The 17677-nt window shown below is 46.1% G+C and carries 14 protein-coding genes; 5 read left to right on the top strand and 9 right to left on the bottom strand.

Going from position 1 to position 17677, the window contains the following annotated elements; genetic code table 11:
• Window positions 1-633 precede the first annotated feature (633 nt).
• Window positions 634-1098 (top strand): RNA-binding protein, encoded by a 465-nt coding sequence (locus tag Q4Q52_RS21735; RefSeq protein WP_106648471.1) that lies wholly within the window; start codon window positions 634-636, stop codon window positions 1096-1098.
• 37 nt (window positions 1099-1135) lie between these two features.
• On the opposite strand, the gene murI is transcribed toward Q4Q52_RS21735, so the two are convergent.
• Window positions 1136-1960 carry a glutamate racemase gene (murI, locus tag Q4Q52_RS21740; RefSeq protein WP_311901081.1) on the bottom strand — a complete coding sequence of 275 codons (825 nt, stop codon included), beginning with the start codon at window positions 1958-1960 and terminating at the stop codon, window positions 1136-1138.
• A 243-nt stretch (window positions 1961-2203) separates the two neighbouring features.
• Between murI and trmA the strand changes: the two genes are divergently transcribed.
• Window positions 2204-3301 carry a tRNA (uridine(54)-C5)-methyltransferase TrmA gene (gene trmA, locus Q4Q52_RS21745; RefSeq protein WP_311901083.1) on the top strand — a complete coding sequence of 366 codons (1098 nt, stop codon included), beginning with the start codon at window positions 2204-2206 and terminating at the stop codon, window positions 3299-3301.
• A gap of 125 nt (window positions 3302-3426) precedes the next feature.
• On the opposite strand, the gene fabR is transcribed toward trmA, so the two are convergent.
• Entirely contained in the window at window positions 3427-4041 is a 615-nt protein-coding gene (gene fabR, locus Q4Q52_RS21750; RefSeq protein WP_006083621.1) for an HTH-type transcriptional repressor FabR, read from the bottom strand.
• 144 nt (window positions 4042-4185) lie between these two features.
• Here fabR and Q4Q52_RS21755 point away from each other — a divergent pair, with 144 nt between their 5' ends.
• The 3 genes from Q4Q52_RS21755 (at window position 4186) to mnmH (ending at window position 7567) form a co-directional block, all read left to right on the top strand.
• Window positions 4186-5292, top strand: a complete 1107-nt coding sequence (locus Q4Q52_RS21755) for a fatty acid desaturase (protein ID WP_028759426.1) — start codon at window positions 4186-4188, stop codon at window positions 5290-5292.
• A 95-nt stretch (window positions 5293-5387) separates the two neighbouring features.
• Entirely contained in the window at window positions 5388-6446 is a 1059-nt protein-coding gene (gene selD, locus Q4Q52_RS21760) for a selenide, water dikinase SelD (protein ID WP_198573330.1), read from the top strand.
• Window positions 6446-7567, top strand: coding sequence for a tRNA 2-selenouridine(34) synthase MnmH (gene mnmH, locus Q4Q52_RS21765; RefSeq protein ID WP_311991659.1), 1122 nt, complete (start codon window positions 6446-6448; stop codon window positions 7565-7567). Before selD ends, mnmH begins: the two co-directional genes overlap by 1 nt.
• Before the next feature lie 23 nt (window positions 7568-7590).
• Here mnmH and Q4Q52_RS21770 read toward each other — a convergent pair whose 3' ends face one another.
• The 7 genes from Q4Q52_RS21770 to Q4Q52_RS21800 form a co-directional block, all read right to left on the bottom strand.
• Complete coding sequence (locus tag Q4Q52_RS21770) at window positions 7591-8907, bottom strand: hypothetical protein (protein WP_311991660.1); 1317 nt, start codon at window positions 8905-8907, stop codon at window positions 7591-7593.
• A gap of 56 nt (window positions 8908-8963) precedes the next feature.
• Entirely contained in the window at window positions 8964-10841 is a 1878-nt protein-coding gene (locus Q4Q52_RS21775) for an MFS transporter (protein WP_311991661.1), read from the bottom strand.
• A complete protein-coding gene (locus Q4Q52_RS21780) occupies window positions 10832-11443 on the bottom strand; it encodes a TetR/AcrR family transcriptional regulator (RefSeq protein ID WP_300482629.1) in 612 nt (203 codons plus the stop codon). Before Q4Q52_RS21780 ends, Q4Q52_RS21775 begins: the two co-directional genes overlap by 10 nt.
• A gap of 298 nt (window positions 11444-11741) precedes the next feature.
• The gene (locus Q4Q52_RS21785; RefSeq protein WP_311891972.1) at window positions 11742-12185 is read right to left on the bottom strand and encodes a GNAT family N-acetyltransferase; all 444 of its coding nucleotides are present in this window, start codon (window positions 12183-12185) and stop codon (window positions 11742-11744) included.
• A 7-nt stretch (window positions 12186-12192) separates the two neighbouring features.
• Window positions 12193-13005: a 3'(2'),5'-bisphosphate nucleotidase CysQ gene (gene cysQ / locus Q4Q52_RS21790; protein WP_106648480.1), complete on the bottom strand. Its 813-nt coding sequence runs from the start codon at window positions 13003-13005 to the stop codon at window positions 12193-12195.
• A gap of 71 nt (window positions 13006-13076) precedes the next feature.
• Complete coding sequence (gene nudE, locus Q4Q52_RS21795; RefSeq protein WP_106651723.1) at window positions 13077-13628, bottom strand: ADP compounds hydrolase NudE; 552 nt, start codon at window positions 13626-13628, stop codon at window positions 13077-13079.
• Between the two features lie 236 nt (window positions 13629-13864).
• Window positions 13865-17677: Ig-like domain-containing protein (locus Q4Q52_RS21800; protein ID WP_311991662.1), on the bottom strand; the 3813-nt coding region annotated here is incomplete at its 5' end.

Below are 17677 nucleotides of genomic sequence, written 5' to 3' on the forward strand. Positions count from 1 at the left end.
TTGACTTACGTCAAACGGCTCAACGAATTCTGTTCGACTTACTAAGTAAGTCTTTGTACATATTGCTATGAACACTCATCACTCTCGTGAAAGAATTGGTTGATTTAAATTTTTGACTGCCAACCCTAAGGTTAAGCAGTTTCGATTAACTCAACACCTGTGAGTGTCCACACAGATTTGCTTGATAAATTGTTAAAGAGCGTTGACCACACACTGAGTTTTCAGCGGGTCAGGGCTGCGTATTCTACGCATTCCCATTAGTGCGTCAAGTAGTTTTTTCAACTTTCTCAACACTCATCGTTTAGCTTGCTAACCGATGAACTGCTTGGCTTTCTTTGCTTAACTTGCGTTACGCTGTCTGCCGTGTCAGTGGATGCGCATTATAGGGAGATTGAGAAAGTCCGCAAGGGATTTTTAGCGATCATTGAATCGTACGTCGATATTTTAAACGTTATGACCATTTTTTAGCTTGTAGACCTTATTTATCAGAGATAAGTCAGCTTTTTTATCTAATAATTGATAATTCACGCTCAATATTTCAGCAATGGTCTAGTGTAAAAGTAAATAATTCATTACCATATACTTGCTGTTAACAGTTATTTATCAATTTTCCATTCATCAGAGAGCATTCTTATGCAAAAGTCATTTCTTATTGTTTTGATTGTCGCCATTGTTGGCGCCTTTGTGCTATTTCAGTTTGCACCTACGCTGCCGGCTTATATAGCCTTCGTTGCAGGCGTTATTGTGACTAGCCTTATCTTTAAACTTGTTCCAGAGTCTTCATCATCTCATGCTACAGAAGAACAATATGTTGGTCCTACTATGACCTTATATGTAGGTAACCTGCCTTATCGTGTCCATGAAGGTGAAGTAAAAGTATTGTTTGGTGAGTTTGGCCCAGTAAACTCTGTGCGTTTAGTCAGAGATCGTAAGACTGGTCGTCGTAAAGGTTTTGGTTTTGTGGAGATGTCAGAGTCTGGCGCTCAGAAAGCCATGGTTAAACTGAATGACTATAGCTTCCAAGAAAGAACCTTAAAAGTAAGAGAAGCAAAAACACAAGATTCGGAAGCTGCCGACCGTACTGGTACTGACGAGTAGCATTACCGTTTAAACTGTTTTGTTCGACGTTGTAAATTTAGTTGGTTGTGGTGATTCGTTCGATAGTTGAAAAGCCACAATCAATTAATGTTGTTGTTAAGCCTTCACTAATTTCCGCTTTAGTGTAGAACGCCTGCATTACTGACTGCCCTACTGCTTCTCTCTCATTTGTTACTCTGCGCTGTTCCACAATAAGATTTTGTTGCGTTAAAAGAGTCACGACTCGCTTAGCTATCGCAGCGCCAGAATCCATTAGCGTTACGCCCGCACCGAGCACTTGTTGTAATTCAGCTTGGATCATCGGGAAGTGAGTACAACCCAGTACGAGCACGTCCAATTGCGCGGCAACAACTGGCGCGAGTAAATCTGCCAGTCTGTGCATGTCCATTTCACCTGTCGCTATTTTCTGCTCCGCCATCATGACAAGTTCAGAACAACCAAAAAGTTCGACATGGCAATCATCGGCAAATTGGCTGATGAGCTCATGGGTATAATGACGCTTAACTGTGCCAGGGGTAGCCAAGAGTCCAATACGTTTACTCTTAGACATCTGTGCAGCGGGTTTGATAGCGGGTACAACGCCCACAACAGGAATACTGAGGTTTGCACGTAATGCCGGTAGCACGACAGTGCTCGCGGTGTTGCAGGCGACGACGACTATCATTGCATTGGTAAGAGCCACAAGATCACATACTAATGCGATACAGCCAGCAATTAATACCTGCTCTTCTAACTCGCCATAGGGCAACCTCGCATTGTCGAAAAGATAACAATAGTCGCTATGGGGCAAACTCTTGCGGATTTCAGCCAATACGGATAGGCCACCAATCCCAGAATCAAACACTAATATAGGTCGCGACAAGCGGGTCTCCCGTTTCGGTTATAACAAAATGGCTATACAGATTGAACGCATTACAACATTAAGTGATTCGATGTTTGATGATTGAATGAATCCAACCAAATACTCATTGAATATCCATAGAATCACACTCAAGCGCGCAGATTTTCCCACAGCTTTGCATAAACAGCAAAAGCAAGATGCTGGACATTCGTGTCACCTAGTATAATATTTGCGCCCCAATTTACAGCAACGGTGAATCAAACAATGAACTTAGCAGCAATGGACCCTCAGACTTATGATACGCAGTTAGAACACAAGCGTATCAAGCTAGAACAAGCCTTTGCCCAATTTGAAACACCGAGTGTTGAAGTTTTTGCCTCAGAGCCTGCCAACTACCGTATGCGTGCTGAATTCCGCATGTGGCATGACGGTGACGACTTATACTATTACATGTTCGATAAAGTATTGAATGAGAAAGTGCAATGCGATCAATACTTGCCAGCCAGCGTGCTCATCAATCAAATGATGTCGGCCTTAATCGCCGAGCTAAAACCGAATCCTAGTCTAAGACATAAACTGTTCCAAGTGGATTTTTTGTCGACCTTAAGCGGCGAGATCTTAGTGTCCTTGCTTTATCACAGACAGCTTGATGACCAATGGCGCGCCGATGCGGCTGCACTAAAAGCCAAGTTAAGCAGCCAGTTTAACGTCAACATCATCGGCCGTGCCCGTAAGCAAAAAATCGATTTAGATAAAGACTTTGTGGTCGAGTCATTACAAGTGAATGGTAAAACCTTCTTATATAAGCAAATCGAGAACAGCTTTACTCAACCCAATGCTAAAGTTTCTGTAAAAATGTTGGAGTGGGCTATCGATGCGACTCAGGACAGTCAGGGTGATTTACTCGAGCTCTACTGTGGTAATGGCAACTTCTCTATCGCACTGGCGCAAAACTTTAATCGCGTATTGGCCACCGAACTCGCTAAGCCCTCAGTCGATGCGGCGCAATATAATATCGAAGTGAATGGTATTGAGAACCTGCAGATTATCCGCATGTCGGCTGAAGACTTTAGCGATGCCATGGCGAAGAAACGCAGCTTTAGACGTTTAGAAGGTATCGATCTCGACAGCTATGTGTGCAACACCATTTTTGTCGACCCACCACGTGCAGGGATTGATCCTGATACGCTGGCATTAGTACAAGGTTACGAGCGGATCTTATATATTTCCTGCAACCCTGAAACCTTAAAAGACAATCTGCAGCAACTAAACGAAACCCATAAAGTCACTCGCTTCGCCTTGTTTGATCAGTTCCCTTATACCGATCACATGGAAACAGGTGTCCTACTAGAGCGTCGTTAGTCACTTCAAGTGCTTTGAGCTCGGCTGCATAGCAGTTAAACGTTGCTAGAACTCAAACATAAATTCGCTAAAAATAATGGAGCCTCAGGCTCCATTATTTTTAGCGGCTATGCATGTCACTCTGATTAGCGGTGTTCAACCTTATGCTGCAAAGCCTCGGCGCCTTTGGCGACCATACGCAATTGCATGACTAATTGATCGGCAAGAATTTTACGATCGGCGCGTTTCATATCTAATGCGGAAGCGCCGGCGTTAAACACCAAAGTCACTAAGGCTTCTGCTTGTGCACGGGCCAATAACGGGGTTCGGCCCGCTTTCGCTTCGGTATAGTGAGCCAATTCAGAAATAAAATGTTCAATTTCGCGGGCAACCGCCGCACGGAACGCTGCGGAGGTTCCTGAACGTTCATGCAATAAGATGCGGAATACGTTTGGATTAGAATCAAGCACTTCCATAAAAGTATCAACAGAAATACGGATCACACTGCCACCGGCTTCGGCTCGCTGACGGCCTTTTCGCATCATCTGCCTGAGTGTTAATCCGCCCTCGTCCACCATAGTGAGACCGAGTTCGTTCATATCTTTAAAATGGCGATAAAAAGATGTCGGCGCGATATTGGCTTCCCGAGCAACCTCTCGCAAACTCAGACTTGAGAAACTGCGCTCAGCACTTAGCTGATTAAAGGCCGCATCGACTAAAGCTCGACGAGTTTTCTCTTTTTGCTGTGCTCGAATACCCATTCTTAAATCCGCTAACTGAATGTAATGACGCGATAATACCGCTTTTAGGCATTAAACACAGCCCCATCGTCCTTGACCAAACAATATAGCTAGGCTAAATTAGCTTACAGATGTACGCTCAAAAGCGAATTTTGGAAACCTATAATGAAAAAACCCCCTATCATCTGGCTTAATGTCAGTCTGTTTGCCATCACTTTCCTCAGTGCGGTAATTTTAGTTCCATGGCGCGGTATTGTTCACGGCTATGGTGCCAGTGAATGGATCGCTTTTATTGTTTTAGCCTTTGCCAGTGGCCTGTCAATCACCGCAGGTTATCACAGACTCTGGTCACACAAGGCCTATAAAGCCCATCCAGCGGTGCGTTTTATATATGCCCTTGGTGGTGCTTTAGCATTACAAAACAGTGCATTGCACTGGGCATCTGATCACAGAGTCCACCACAAGCACGTAGATGATAACGACAAGGACCCGTACTCAGCCAAAATGGGATTCTGGTACAGCCATATCGGTTGGATGCTGCGTGAGTATCAGTCGCAACGCTATCACGATTATCAAAATGTGCGTGATCTGCAAAATGACCGTATTGTCATGTGGCAACACAAACATTACCTCGCACTCGTGTTGCTGATGAACATTGGGCTGCCTGCACTGCTTGGTTGGCTCAATGGTGACGTGCTGTCTATGTTATTGATGGCGGGTTTACTGCGTTTAGTGGTGGTGCATCACTGCACTTTCTTTATCAACTCTTTAGCCCACGTGTGGGGCAGTCAGCCTTATACCGATAAGAATACCGCCCGCGATAATGGCTTCTTGGCCATGTTGACCTACGGTGAGGGTTATCATAATTTCCATCATATTTTCGAAAATGACTATCGTAATGGCATTAAATGGTGGCACTACGATCCAACCAAATGGTTGATTAAGTCATTATCTTGGTTAGGTTTAGCTAAGGATTTGCGTACGAGTCCACAGGAACGTATCGAGAGCGCACGCTTACAAATGCAGTTATTACGTACCAAGCGGAAGGTTAATAACCTGCCTAATGCTGATGAAATTATTGAAAAAATCCAAGCAGAGTATGAGTTATTAAAGCTGCACTTAATGGATTACTATCAAGCACAGAAAACCTTGCTTGAGGCCAAGCGTAAACAACTTGTCGATCAGCAACTATTGCAACAAGTTGAAGAGCTAAAGGCGCGTTTCTTAGTCCAGCAAAAACATTGGCGCAGCCTGACCGCAACTTATAGCTAAGCCACAATTCTGCCCGAAAGTCATACGGCCACCTTGCATGGTGGCCGTATCTGATTATGATGATGCCTTAATCACTTAAATAGGCTGTTGAGATCATGTCAGATTCCCCAGTTACACTCCCAGAATCAATCAAGCTAACAGAATATAGTCATGGCGCAGGTTGTGGCTGCAAAATATCCCCTAAAGTGCTCAGCACTATCTTAGCCTCGCAATTACCTGTATTTACCGATCCAAATCTGCTGGTTGGCAATCAGAGCCGCGACGATGCTGCAGTGTACAAACTCAATGATGACATAGGCATCATTAGCACTACCGATTTTTTTATGCCAATTGTTGACGATCCATTCACCTTCGGTCGTATCGCAGCGACCAATGCGATCAGCGATATTTATGCCATGGGCGGCACGCCTATTATGGCGATTGCAATTTTAGGTTGGCCAATCAATAAACTACCCGCAGAAATCGCACAGCAAGTGGTCGATGGCGGCAGACAAGCCTGCATGGAAGCAGGGATCATGCTAGCCGGTGGTCATAGCATAGACGCACCCGAACCTATTTTTGGTCTCGCGGTTACCGGGCAAATTGCCTTAAGTGATTTAAAACAGAATGATACTGCTAAAGCCGGCGATCGTTTATATCTCACTAAACCTATCGGCATTGGTATTTTAACCACAGCGCAAAAACAGAAAAAACTCCGCGATGAAGATAGTCTCATTGCGGTCAATGCCATGTGTCAACTCAATACTATAGGCGCGACCATTGCAAAAATTAGCGGTGTAAATGCCCTGACCGATGTCACAGGTTTTGGACTGGCGGGACACTTACTCGAAATGTGCCAAGGCGCCAACCTCACTGCGAAGCTTAAATTTGATGCAGTGCCATTGTTACCACGCGCTTTAGATTATTTGGCCTTAGGTTGTGTTCCTGGCGGAACTCACCGTAATTACGACAGTTATGGCGAGCATCTCCCTGAACTCAGCGAGCATCAAAAAGCGATACTGTGCGATCCGCAAACCAGCGGTGGTCTGTTAGTTGCTGTCTCGGCAGAAGCTGAAGCGGAATTAATCGCCCTACTCGATGCGAACCACATAGCCCCAATCTGCATTGGGTCACTGGAAACACCGACCACTGCAGCGAATGTGGTGTTGTGCTGATGCCAAGCGCTATTATAGCCGCAGAGCAATATCGAGAAATTTTCCTCAACCAACATCCCATAATGGATGTGCGAGCGCCCATAGAGTTTACTCGAGGTGCGTTTCCCAACTCGACCAACTTGCCCTTGATGCTGGATAGTGAAAGGGAAAAAGTCGGTACTTGTTATAAGCAATTTGGTCAGCAAACCGCGATTGCATTAGGTCATTCACTGGTGAATGGTCCCATCAAGCAACAGAGAATCGAGGCTTGGGCTAGCTATGTTAAAGCCAATCCTAATGCTTACCTTTATTGCTTTCGCGGCGGCCTGCGCTCGCAACTCACTCAGCAATGGCTCAAAGAAGCGGGTATCGAAGTCCCTTATATTCAGGGTGGCTATAAGGCCATGCGCCAATATCTGATTGGCGTGATTGAAGCGGCACCGACTCAACAGCCGTTATTGAGTTTGAGCGGGATGACGGGCTGCGGTAAAACCGATTTTCTACTACAGCGTAAAGAAGCGGTTGATCTTGAAGGAATAGCCAATCATAGAGGCTCTAGCTTTGGGAAGAATATCGACCCACAGCCGACGCAGATTAACTTTGAAAATCAGCTTGCCATTGCCTTGCTACAGCACCAAACGAGTGACGCAGCCTGTTTACTGCTCGAAGATGAAAGCTTCCTGATTGGGCGCTCGGCGCTGCCGCAGACATTTTACAATGCCATGCAAGCCGCCAATGTCTTAGTGCTTGAAGAAACTGACGATGCGAGGCTCGAACGCTTACGCAATGAATATGTGCATAAAATGTATAACGGCTTCTGTGAACGCCTAGGGGCAGAAGCGGGTTTTGCGGCATTTAGCGACTATCTATTGCAAAGTTTAGTGAGCATTCGCAAACGTTTAGGCGGGAAGCAGCATCAAGAACTGCAAGATTTAATGCAACAAGCACTCGACCAGCAACTCCATCAAAATGACACTTCTCTGCATTTAGCATGGATAGCAGTGCTGCTGCACAAATATTATGACCAAATGTACGAATACCAGTTACAAAAAAAATCCGAACGGATCCTCTTTAAGGGCTCACATCAGGCCATGCATGAATGGTTGGATAACTATAAGAGTGATAGAAAAGCCGCACAATAACTGTGCGGCGAGTACGCTAAAAATTAATTTGCAAAAATCGTAATGGCTTCATAGTTATAATTATCGAATTTAGCCGAGCGAATATTACCCGTGCTACGGCTCGATTTACTGAGCTCGGCACGGAAATCATATAGCCCTGTCATTCCTTCATACCCCCAGACATACAAACTCATCATAGGAATTGTTATTCCATCAAATGCTGTTTGTAAGTGTATGGGCAAATCTAAATCCGGAATTGACCCCTTTAATGAAGCCGAAATAGCCCAATTCGCATAGCCATCTTGTCCTATGGTGATTTGCATCGCTTGCATATGGGCATTGTTGAAACTGTAGTCATAATTTGCACTACTACCATTATTAATAGTAGTGATTAAACGTGTCGTTTCATCCAGCATTTGGTTTTCATTTAACGGTAAATTCAAGCTCAAACTCTTAGAAGGATCAGTAACAGCCCTACGTGTTATTGCCGAATAATTTATGTAGCCAGCCTCATTCGCACCAAGGGCAATCCACTGTGATGCGTAAACTAAATTGCGATCAAAAATCGCGGGAAATAATTGCACTTCTTTCGTCGGCCATTCTACCCAGTTTTGGCGACCAAATTCAGTTTCAGAGTAACTCCTTAGCGAATAATCATTGGTATTCACATCAACATTTAACGGAGTCCCTTCATGATGAGTACCTTCAAATTCACTACTCGATATAGGTACTGCTTGCGATAAATCTAGTGTATTTATATCTATGCTAGCAGCATAAGCCGTAACACCACTCTGGCTAGGAACTAACACCATATTCACTGGTGCAAACTTATCGTCCTGCTTACACAGGCGTAATGAAGAATTGTTAGAATGTGAGTCCAAAAATGAGTTATTACCATATAGCTGGTAGTCACTATATACAGCTTCAATTTCACTAAGATCAAAATTCACATCACTACAGTCACATTGGCTATTTAAATTTTCATCTGTGAAAGCATAAATGCCATAGTCGCCAGCTTTAGCGGCTAAATCCGTACGGATGCTCCAAGTTGACTGACCATTACGAAACTCTTTTGCTGCAACTGTTAAATGTGATGCTTCGCTTGTCCAGGGTATATCGACATGTCCCTGCCCATCACTCTTATAAGTGCCGAGAATATGGCCGTCTTGTCGGTGAATAATAACATCAGCACCTGCCATTTTTTCCTTTACATTGCATTTGCTTGCAACGCTCTGCACATCCATAACCAATCTAGCTGGTGTTGTACCCGAATCACCAGAATCCCCACCACTTGAATCACCCGAACCTCCACATCCACCAAGCAATAACACTAGTGCACTGGCATAACATCCTTTTCCCATGACCAAACTCCAGAGTATATAAGTTATTATTTTGTAAATTTGTTAAAGCATACCAATTACAACACGGCTTCATTTCGTTCAACAAGTAGGTTTGCAACTTGATGTCGCAAATTTTCACGATTAGCGGAAACGTCCACGATAGGAACCGCAATATCCACCGACACCCTTGACCAAAAACGCTTGGGCATTTTAGCTAAGGCATGCCCGCCCTTGTGGCTAAAGTAAGAACCCCATAATCCGTGTAATGCCATAGGCACCACAGGGACGGGATCTCTGGCGAGGACTTTATCGATACCGGGACGGAATTCACCTAATTCACCGTCAGGGGTGAGTCGACCCTCAGGGAAAATACACACCAATTCGCCATTTATCAGCGCTTCGTGGATAGTCTCAAACGCTTGGTTATAAGTGGTTTCACTCTGTCTAGGGGAACAGATAGGGATCACTCCAGCGTGGCGGAACAAATATTTCAGCAAAGGAATTTCGCTGATGGACTTATCCATTACAAAACGAATAGGCCGAGTCGATGCCCCCATAATAATCAAGGCATCCACATAGCTCACATGGTTGCAGACTATGATGCCGGCCCCTTCCTTTGGAATTCTCTCTCGGCCAGTTACAGTCACGCGGTACATAACATGACTCAATAAGTAACTGATAAATCGCTGAGTAAATTCTGGCACTTGTGAATAAACATAGAGAGCGACGACAAAGTTCATCACTGCAAGCAGTAGGAATAACTGCGGAATCGTCCAACCCGCAACGCCAAGCAGCAAGATAGATAGCAGCGCCGAAGCCACCATAAACAGAGAGTTCATAATGTTATTGGCTGCAATCGCCTGAGCACATTCGCCCTTGGCCGAACGGGACTGAATAAAGGCGTATAAGGGGACGATAAACAAGCCGCCGCTAACGCCGATCATAAAGAAATCTAGCATCACCCGATAATGTTGCGACTCGGCAATAAAGGCTTTTAATCCATAGACAAAACCAGCATCCACTGGCACAGGTGGAATCGCCCAAAGCAAATCGACACCAAAGATAGTTAATCCCAATACCCCGAATGGCAGCAAACCGAGTTCCACATGGCCGTAGGAAAAACGTTCACAGACGAAGGAGCCAACAGCGATTCCGATGGAAAACATGCCCAACAATAACGACACCACAGTCGCACCAGAATGCAGGTGCAGCTTGGCAAAGTTAGGGAATTGGGTCAGATAGGTCGCACCTAAAAACCAAAACCAACTGATAGCGAGGATAGCCATCCAGATTGAAGGTGTTTGACGGGCTTTTTTGATGCTACGCCAAGTGCCTGATAACGGTCTGAAACGTATTTTTTCGATAACGCCCTGCGGTGGTAAAGCAGGAATAGCTCGACTCGATAGGTAGCCTGCTAAGGCCAATACGGCAACGGTAATGGCAGCCCAAAGCGTACCGTTGACTTCAGAAACTAAAATCCCCGCACTCAAAGTACCCACCAGAATAGAGAGAAAAGTGCCCATCTCAACCCACGCATTGCCTGTCACTAACTCATCGTCTTTCAAGGCTTGGGGCAGCAGGGAATATTTTACCGGACCGAAGTAGGCCGACTGACTACCGGTTAAAAATAGCAGCAATAACATCATCATGTAGTTCTCGCTCACTATCGCGATAGCGGCGCAGGACATAATAATGACTTCGAGTAGTTTTAATCGACGGATAAGTTTGGCCTTATCCATATTATCGGCAACCACACCCGCGTGGGCCGAAAACAGGAAAAACGGCAGGATAAACACTCCAGCAGCCAAATTCACAAACATATCGACGCTTATGGGCAAGTCTTTGACTTGACTGAAAGTCACTAATAGCAGCAACACATTTTTATAAATGTTGTCATTCAATGCGCCTAAGCACTGAGTCGCAAAATAAGGTAAAAAACGTTTTGTTAGCAGCATGATAGTTCCCTCTGGTAACCCATTCCTTGTAGATAAGCCTGCACATGGCTCTCGAGTAAATCCCGCAGTGATAACGATTCAGCAAAGAGCTTATTATCGAGGGATAAAGCAGTTAGTCCATGAATTCCACCCCACAACACACGGCTCATAATGAGATGCTGCTCCGGAGTCGCCTCAGGGAAGATCTGCGCTAACTCACGTTCAATCAGTATGAATAACCCTGCAATCAATTGCCCTTGTGATGCCGGCAAAGGCTCAGAATCGAGTAATTGCAGCTCAAAAACCAACTTGAAAGCTTGCCGCTGCTCATTGGCAAACTGACTATACTCCCACGCCATTGCAATGATTTTACGCAAACTGTCGGCAGCACACACACCCGCTAATCGATCGTGTAAAGTCCTAAGCGTTGCCTCAGAAACCGCCAGCAACAAATAGTTATAGCTGCCGAAAATATTGATCAAGGTGCTAGGGACATAGCCAATTTGGCTAGCCACTTTGCGTAAGCTCAGCCCTACAACACCTTGTTCGGTCAATAACTCAGTTGCCGCTTGTATTGCCATAGCGCGAATTTCATCATGGCTGTGTTCTTTTCGTCTGGCCATAGGTCTCACTCCCTGTTGGATAGCAAGAGACTAACAGCAGTCAAAATAAAAAACAACGTTCAAAATAAGTTTGTTTTACGTACAGTCGCGGATAAATAGTGAAGGATATCATTGAGAATGATAAATAAAGATAGACGCTCGAAATCGATTCACTCAGTAAAACTGAACTATATATGTGGGATTACACCACACAAAATAGCATAAAAAACGGCGCACTCAGTCAGCACGCCGTCCATTATTTTGGTTTAAAAATCATTCTTAATTCAAAGGTGTTTTTAATTAAAAGTGACCATGGAATTTAAGGCCTACGATAAGTCATCACCACTCTATCAGCACCAGCGCCAAAATAATCGGCCTCAAAAGCCGAATCAACGAAACCTAAATGCTGATATAAGCCATGGGCAGGATTACTCGGGTCAACCGTTAGACACACACGTTCAACAGCGACGGGTAACTCAGCTAAACACTGCTGCATCAAACGTTTGCCTAATCCCTTTCCACGAGCATCTTCACTTACTGCAACAGATAAAATCCACCTACAAGTCGGATCGCCACTCTGGGCACAGAGCAAATAACCTTGCAGAAGATTATCTTCATCCACCGCCACTAAAAATTGCTCTGGCCAGCAATCAAATCCCTGACGGAAGAAAAAATCTGGATAACTATGCTCACCAAAAATGGCTTGCTCAAGCTGATAAACCGCCAATAACTCTGACTTTAATACCGGACGTATAGACTGCATTCGAAAATCATTCACCTATTAAAATCTTATCCCACTCTAAGTTGGGTGCGCCCACTACGATAAAGTTAGGGTTTTCTAACGTCTCGCGCTCATTGTAGGTTAATGGTTGCAGCTCAGTATCCATCAACTGTCCACCCGCTTCCTCGACGATAATTTGCGCCGCTCCCGTATCCCACTCGCCCGTTGGGCCAACTCGCACATAACAATCGGCTCGACCTTCGGCGACAAGACAACTCTTTAACGCTGCCCCCCCCATAACGACTAACTCGCAGTGTTTGGGATGGTTGAATAGGGTCAACACAGATTGAGGGTCCTGACGGCGACTTACGGCTAATCTTAGGGATACCTTTTCACGGTGCTCGATTTGGCGGCTGCTGATCCGCACTTCCTGTTTATCCGTGCGTTTGTATGCCCCTAAACCTGCAATCGCGTAATAACACACTTGCGTCATAGGCACATACACTACGCCCATCACGGGACGATTGTGCTCAACGAGTGCAATAATCACCGAGAAATCACCACTGCCAGCAATAAACTCACCCGTGCCATCAAGTGGATCGACCAACCAATAGCGCTTCCAAGATTCACGCACGCTCAGAGGAATATCGGCCGCCTCTTCAGATAACACAGGAATATCAGGCGTTAAAGCAGTTAATCGGTCACAAATGATCTGGTTCGCCGCTAAATCTGCGGAAGTGACAGGGGTATTGTCAGACTTCATTTCTCGCTCAAAATTACCTTTGAGATAAATGTCACGGATAGTTATCCCTGCATCGGTCGCAATCGCAATAACTTCGTCGATCAACTCTTCTGGCTTCATAACAACTCCAATCGCAAAGTTCGCGAATGTTTTGCAAGCGTTTCAGCTTTGAACGCTTAAAAGGAAAAAGATTATTTAAGGTATAAATACTTTTGCGCTAAAAACAACGCACTCACACTACGGGATTCGGAAAAATCGACATCATCGAGCAGGGCCTCCCAATCGGCGAGCGCCCAAGGCACCACATCAATGGGTTCCGGTTCATCACCTTCAAGGCGACTCTCATACAGATCTTCTGCAAGAAAAATTTGCATCTTACTAGAGAAATAACCTGGCGCTAGGCTAAGTTCTTTCAATAGCGTGAGCTTATTCGCCCCAAAGCCAATTTCTTCCTGCAATTCACGGTTAGCCGCTTCGACTGGCGATTCACCAGGGTCGATAAGACCTTTAGGAAACCCGAGCTCGTAATTATCGGTTCCGGCTGCATATTCGCGTGCCAGTAGCATTTGCCCTTGATGAATAGGCACTATCATCACAGCGCCACGACTACCGCCTTTCATACGCTCGTATTGGCGTTCGACACCATTTGAGAACTTAAGATGCACTTGCTCAATTTGAAATAATCGGCTTTTCGCGACAACTTCGGTATGCAATATTTCCGGCTTATTCTGCCGCTGCGACATAACTGCCTCTAGATAAAAAAGCGATAAATTAAATAAGATAAGTGACAATCTTACTATCCTGTCTTTAATCTACAACCTGAATTTGTTACATGCTCCTAAGGGTAAGCCACAAATCCTTTGCGATATGCATCACAAACCAAGCCCAGCCTTAAGTGAACACCTTCAAAATATTCTCAAATATGATGTTTCTATTAGAGAGTAAAAAGGGGCGAATGCCCCTTTTGATATGCTAACGCTTAAAATTGATAACGTAGATTGAGCTGGTAACTGAGGAAGTCATTCGGCTCGATATCCACATACTGATACCCCAAGCCAACTGACCAAGCGTCGCTCACTTGATAGCTAAACCGCACACCGGCATACCAATCAATGCCATCAAGCTCTGTGGTTAAACGGCTATTGCCCATAGTGCTACTGATATCTGCTTGCCATCGAAATAATCCGATAGGTACTTCAAACCGCCAAGCATCATGCTGCAGTAAGGTTAAACGCAATCCCAACATCACGCCATCAGCCAGTACGGGGGTCACGGCTTTGACCTGCTCATGATATTGCGCCGGAGTCAGACTTGCACCCTCAATCCGCGCACTTCCATTACCAAAGTCGGCATAGCCTAATTCGATTGCCACCATGGGAGTCCATTGATAACCCACACTTAAGCCAAACGCAGTATCTTTGTCATCAACCGATGTCACTACGCCCGCTGCAGCGTCAGACTGTAACTCTCGTCTGCCGCTATCAACCTGAGCTTGGCCGACAAAGCCCTCGACATACCAGTTATCAGCGGCATTCGCTTGAGTCACTGTGCTGGCGAGCAACACAGCACCCAAGACCACTTTATGTAATTCACGGCGGCGAATTAAACCCGTCGCAACGATCAAGCCTAATGCCCACAAGGCCATACTTCCTCCACCCGATTTGTTATCAATCACCACTTCTTGATAGGCTTTAACAGTAATCAACACTTGTCCTATTGCCTCACCACCCAGCCCATCACTAATCCGATAGCTCACAGTATCGACACCATCGAATCCTGTTTTAGGGATATAACGCAGCTTGTTAGTCTCAATGGATACTGTCCCTTGCTGCGCGGTTGCGCTGACTAAGGTTAAAGCATTGCCATCTGGATCGCTGTCATTACTCAACACATCGAGTAGCAAGCTCGTTCTGTCGTCGGTTGCGGCGCTGTCGTTGACTGTCGTTGGCGCGGTATTGCCACTCACTACCACAGTCAACTCACTACTCGCAGTGCCACCTTTTCCATCGGTAATGCTATACACCAGCACATCAGTACCGATGAAATCGGTTGCTGGCGTGTAACTTAGTTGCTGATTAGCCAAGATGACGGCGGTACCAAACTCGCTAGTCACTTGTGTAACTGTCAAGGCATCACCATCACCATCGGTATCATTGGCGAGCACATCAACATCGAGGCTCTGATTCCAAGGTAAAGAGGCCGTATCTGGGTTCGCCACCGGTAAATGGTTGCCATTGAGTATCACGGACACGCCACTTGGATCGACGATAGTACGGTTAGCGACGCCATCGTCATCGTTTGGTCCACCATCTTCTATGGTTAACTGCACACACCAATGGCCTTCAGTTAATCCAGAAGTCCAACGACTGTCTCCCGGTGGAGGACAGAAACCACGCTCACCTTCACTACTGGCGACACTATTGCGCGTATCAATCACAAAATCCTTCCAACCATTTTGGGCTTGATACTTACGATATACCGCATTGGCAGGAACTGGCGAACGTTGTGGTATCACCAGACTGTAACTCTGCCCTTGTTGTGGCAATCCCGTCGCGATGAAGTCAAAAATACCGCCGACATTGGCTGCTATGCTGTCTTCTGGGACAAGATCAGGTAATAGTTGAATACCACTTTGCTCTTGCATCAGTGCAATATTACCTAAGCGTAAGCACACGCCAGCCTGCCCTTCAGCCAAGAAGTACACAGGCTGCAATTCACCTTCGGGCATAATGTTACAGTCGTTAATCGCATCCAAGTAATCAGGAATACCGTCACCATCCGTATCGGTAAAGCCTTCTTGAACATCAGGGATCAAATCACCGTCCGTGTCTGCGCCAGTCAATACAGGTAAGCTTGAACGCACCACAATGTAGACTTTCTCTGTGGTAGACAGCGCTGGCAAACCATTATCAGTGACAGTCACACTCACAGGATAAATGCCCGGCAGGACAGAGACTGGAGAGAAGAACATACCCGCATCATCAGATTGTAAGTTCAGCGAACCGCTTGCCCATGTTGACGCTAGGCTGTCCTGCATATTGGCATCACTGATATCAGCATTAATGCGAACATCACCGCCATTTTGCGCCACGATGAATTGGTGCGCTCCCGCTTGGGTAATATCCAGCGTCACCTTAGGCGCAATATTCGCTTCAGTGATGAGCACCTGAGTTTGCTGCTTACTGCCCAAGTTCAAGCTAGGGTCTAGACTAATCAGCACATCCTCATCCCCTTCGACCTCACCATCTTCAAAGGTTCTAAAGCGGATCTCAGCTTGTTGACCCGATGTCACCTCGACCACCCCATCAACCAAATCATGATCACTGCTACCTGCAGAGCCTGAAACGGTATAAAGCACAGAAAGTGGATATACGGGTGCGACGCCATTAAGGTGCACACTCACCACTACCTCATTGCCCTCACCCACAAGCTGATCTTTACTCAAGGAGATCAGTGGATGTACTTTCACTTTTTGAGCCTTGATTGCCTTATTACCATCGCGATCTACAGCTTGCCAGTAAGCTAAGTAGCTGCCTGGTGCAAAGAACAGACTCTTATTCACCAGAGAAACTGGCAATGGATGACCATTACGATCGACCGCTTTCGCGAAACCAAGTTTAACGCGAGTAAATAGGCCCGTCGCATTCACATCAACATCGTCTGGCAAAGTGATCACTGGCTGATTTTCCGACTCCGCGCCTTCAATCAATACATTCACTTTGGCACTTGCACGCCCCTTGTTACCATCACTGATGGTGTAGCGAAGCGCCACAGGCCCGACATACGCTTCAGGCGCAGTAAAGCTCAAGCCCTCACTGGTGATTTGCACACTGCCGATATCCGCAGCCGCACCATCAATCGTTAAGGTATCACCATCGACATCAACATCGTTCGCGAGCACCGCAAGCGCATAAATATCGTTGGCGGTACTTGTTAAGGTGTAGTCGTCATCAACCGCTTGCGGATCATCATTCACTGGCGTGACATTAATAGTGACAGTTGCAGGCTCTGAACTCAGCTCGGCATCCTTAGCAATAAAGCTAAACACGTCTGTTCCATTGAAATCCTTCTCAGGGGTATATAACCAAACAGTGCCATGTTGCTCTAATGTGCCGGATTCTGGCTGACTCACCACTTCATAGGTGAGCGGATCATTATCCACATCCTTTGCCGCAAGGGTGATAGCCACAGAACTATCTTCCTCTAACGTCACAGTTAAACTTGTCGCCACAGGCGCATCGTTGACGTTGGTCACAGTGATGCTGAAGCTTTGCTCTGCCGTTAAGCCGTCCGTGTCGGTGACTTTCAGTGTCACCGCATGGCTGCCCACATCGGCATTGCTTGGCGTACCACTTAACACGCCCGTAGCCGCATTGAAGCTCAACCAACTCGGTTTAGTCACCGCGCTGAATGTCAGTACGTCGCCCACATCGGTATCACTCGCCGCAAAGGTGTAGCTGTAAGCCGCATCTTGAGTGGCTGCAGTGATGGCTGTTGAACTGATGGTCGGTGCGTCATTGACGTTGGTCACGGTAATGCTAAAGGACTGGTCAGCGGTTAAGCCATCCGCGTCCGTCACTCGCAGTAACACAGGGTGTGCACCCACATCGGCATTGCCTGGCGTGCCACTTAACACGCCTGAAGTCGTATTGAAGTTCAACCAGCTTGGTTTAGTCACCGCGCTTAAGGTTAATGTGTCGCCCACATCAGTATCCGCGGCCGCAAAGGTGTAGCTGTACGCCGCATCTTGAGTGGCAGCAGTGATGGCCGTTGAACTGATGGTCGGCGCATC

Source organism: Shewanella sp. SP1S2-4, from assembly GCF_031932075.1.
In the GTDB taxonomy this organism is placed as follows: Bacteria; Pseudomonadota; Gammaproteobacteria; order Enterobacterales; family Shewanellaceae; genus Shewanella; species Shewanella baltica.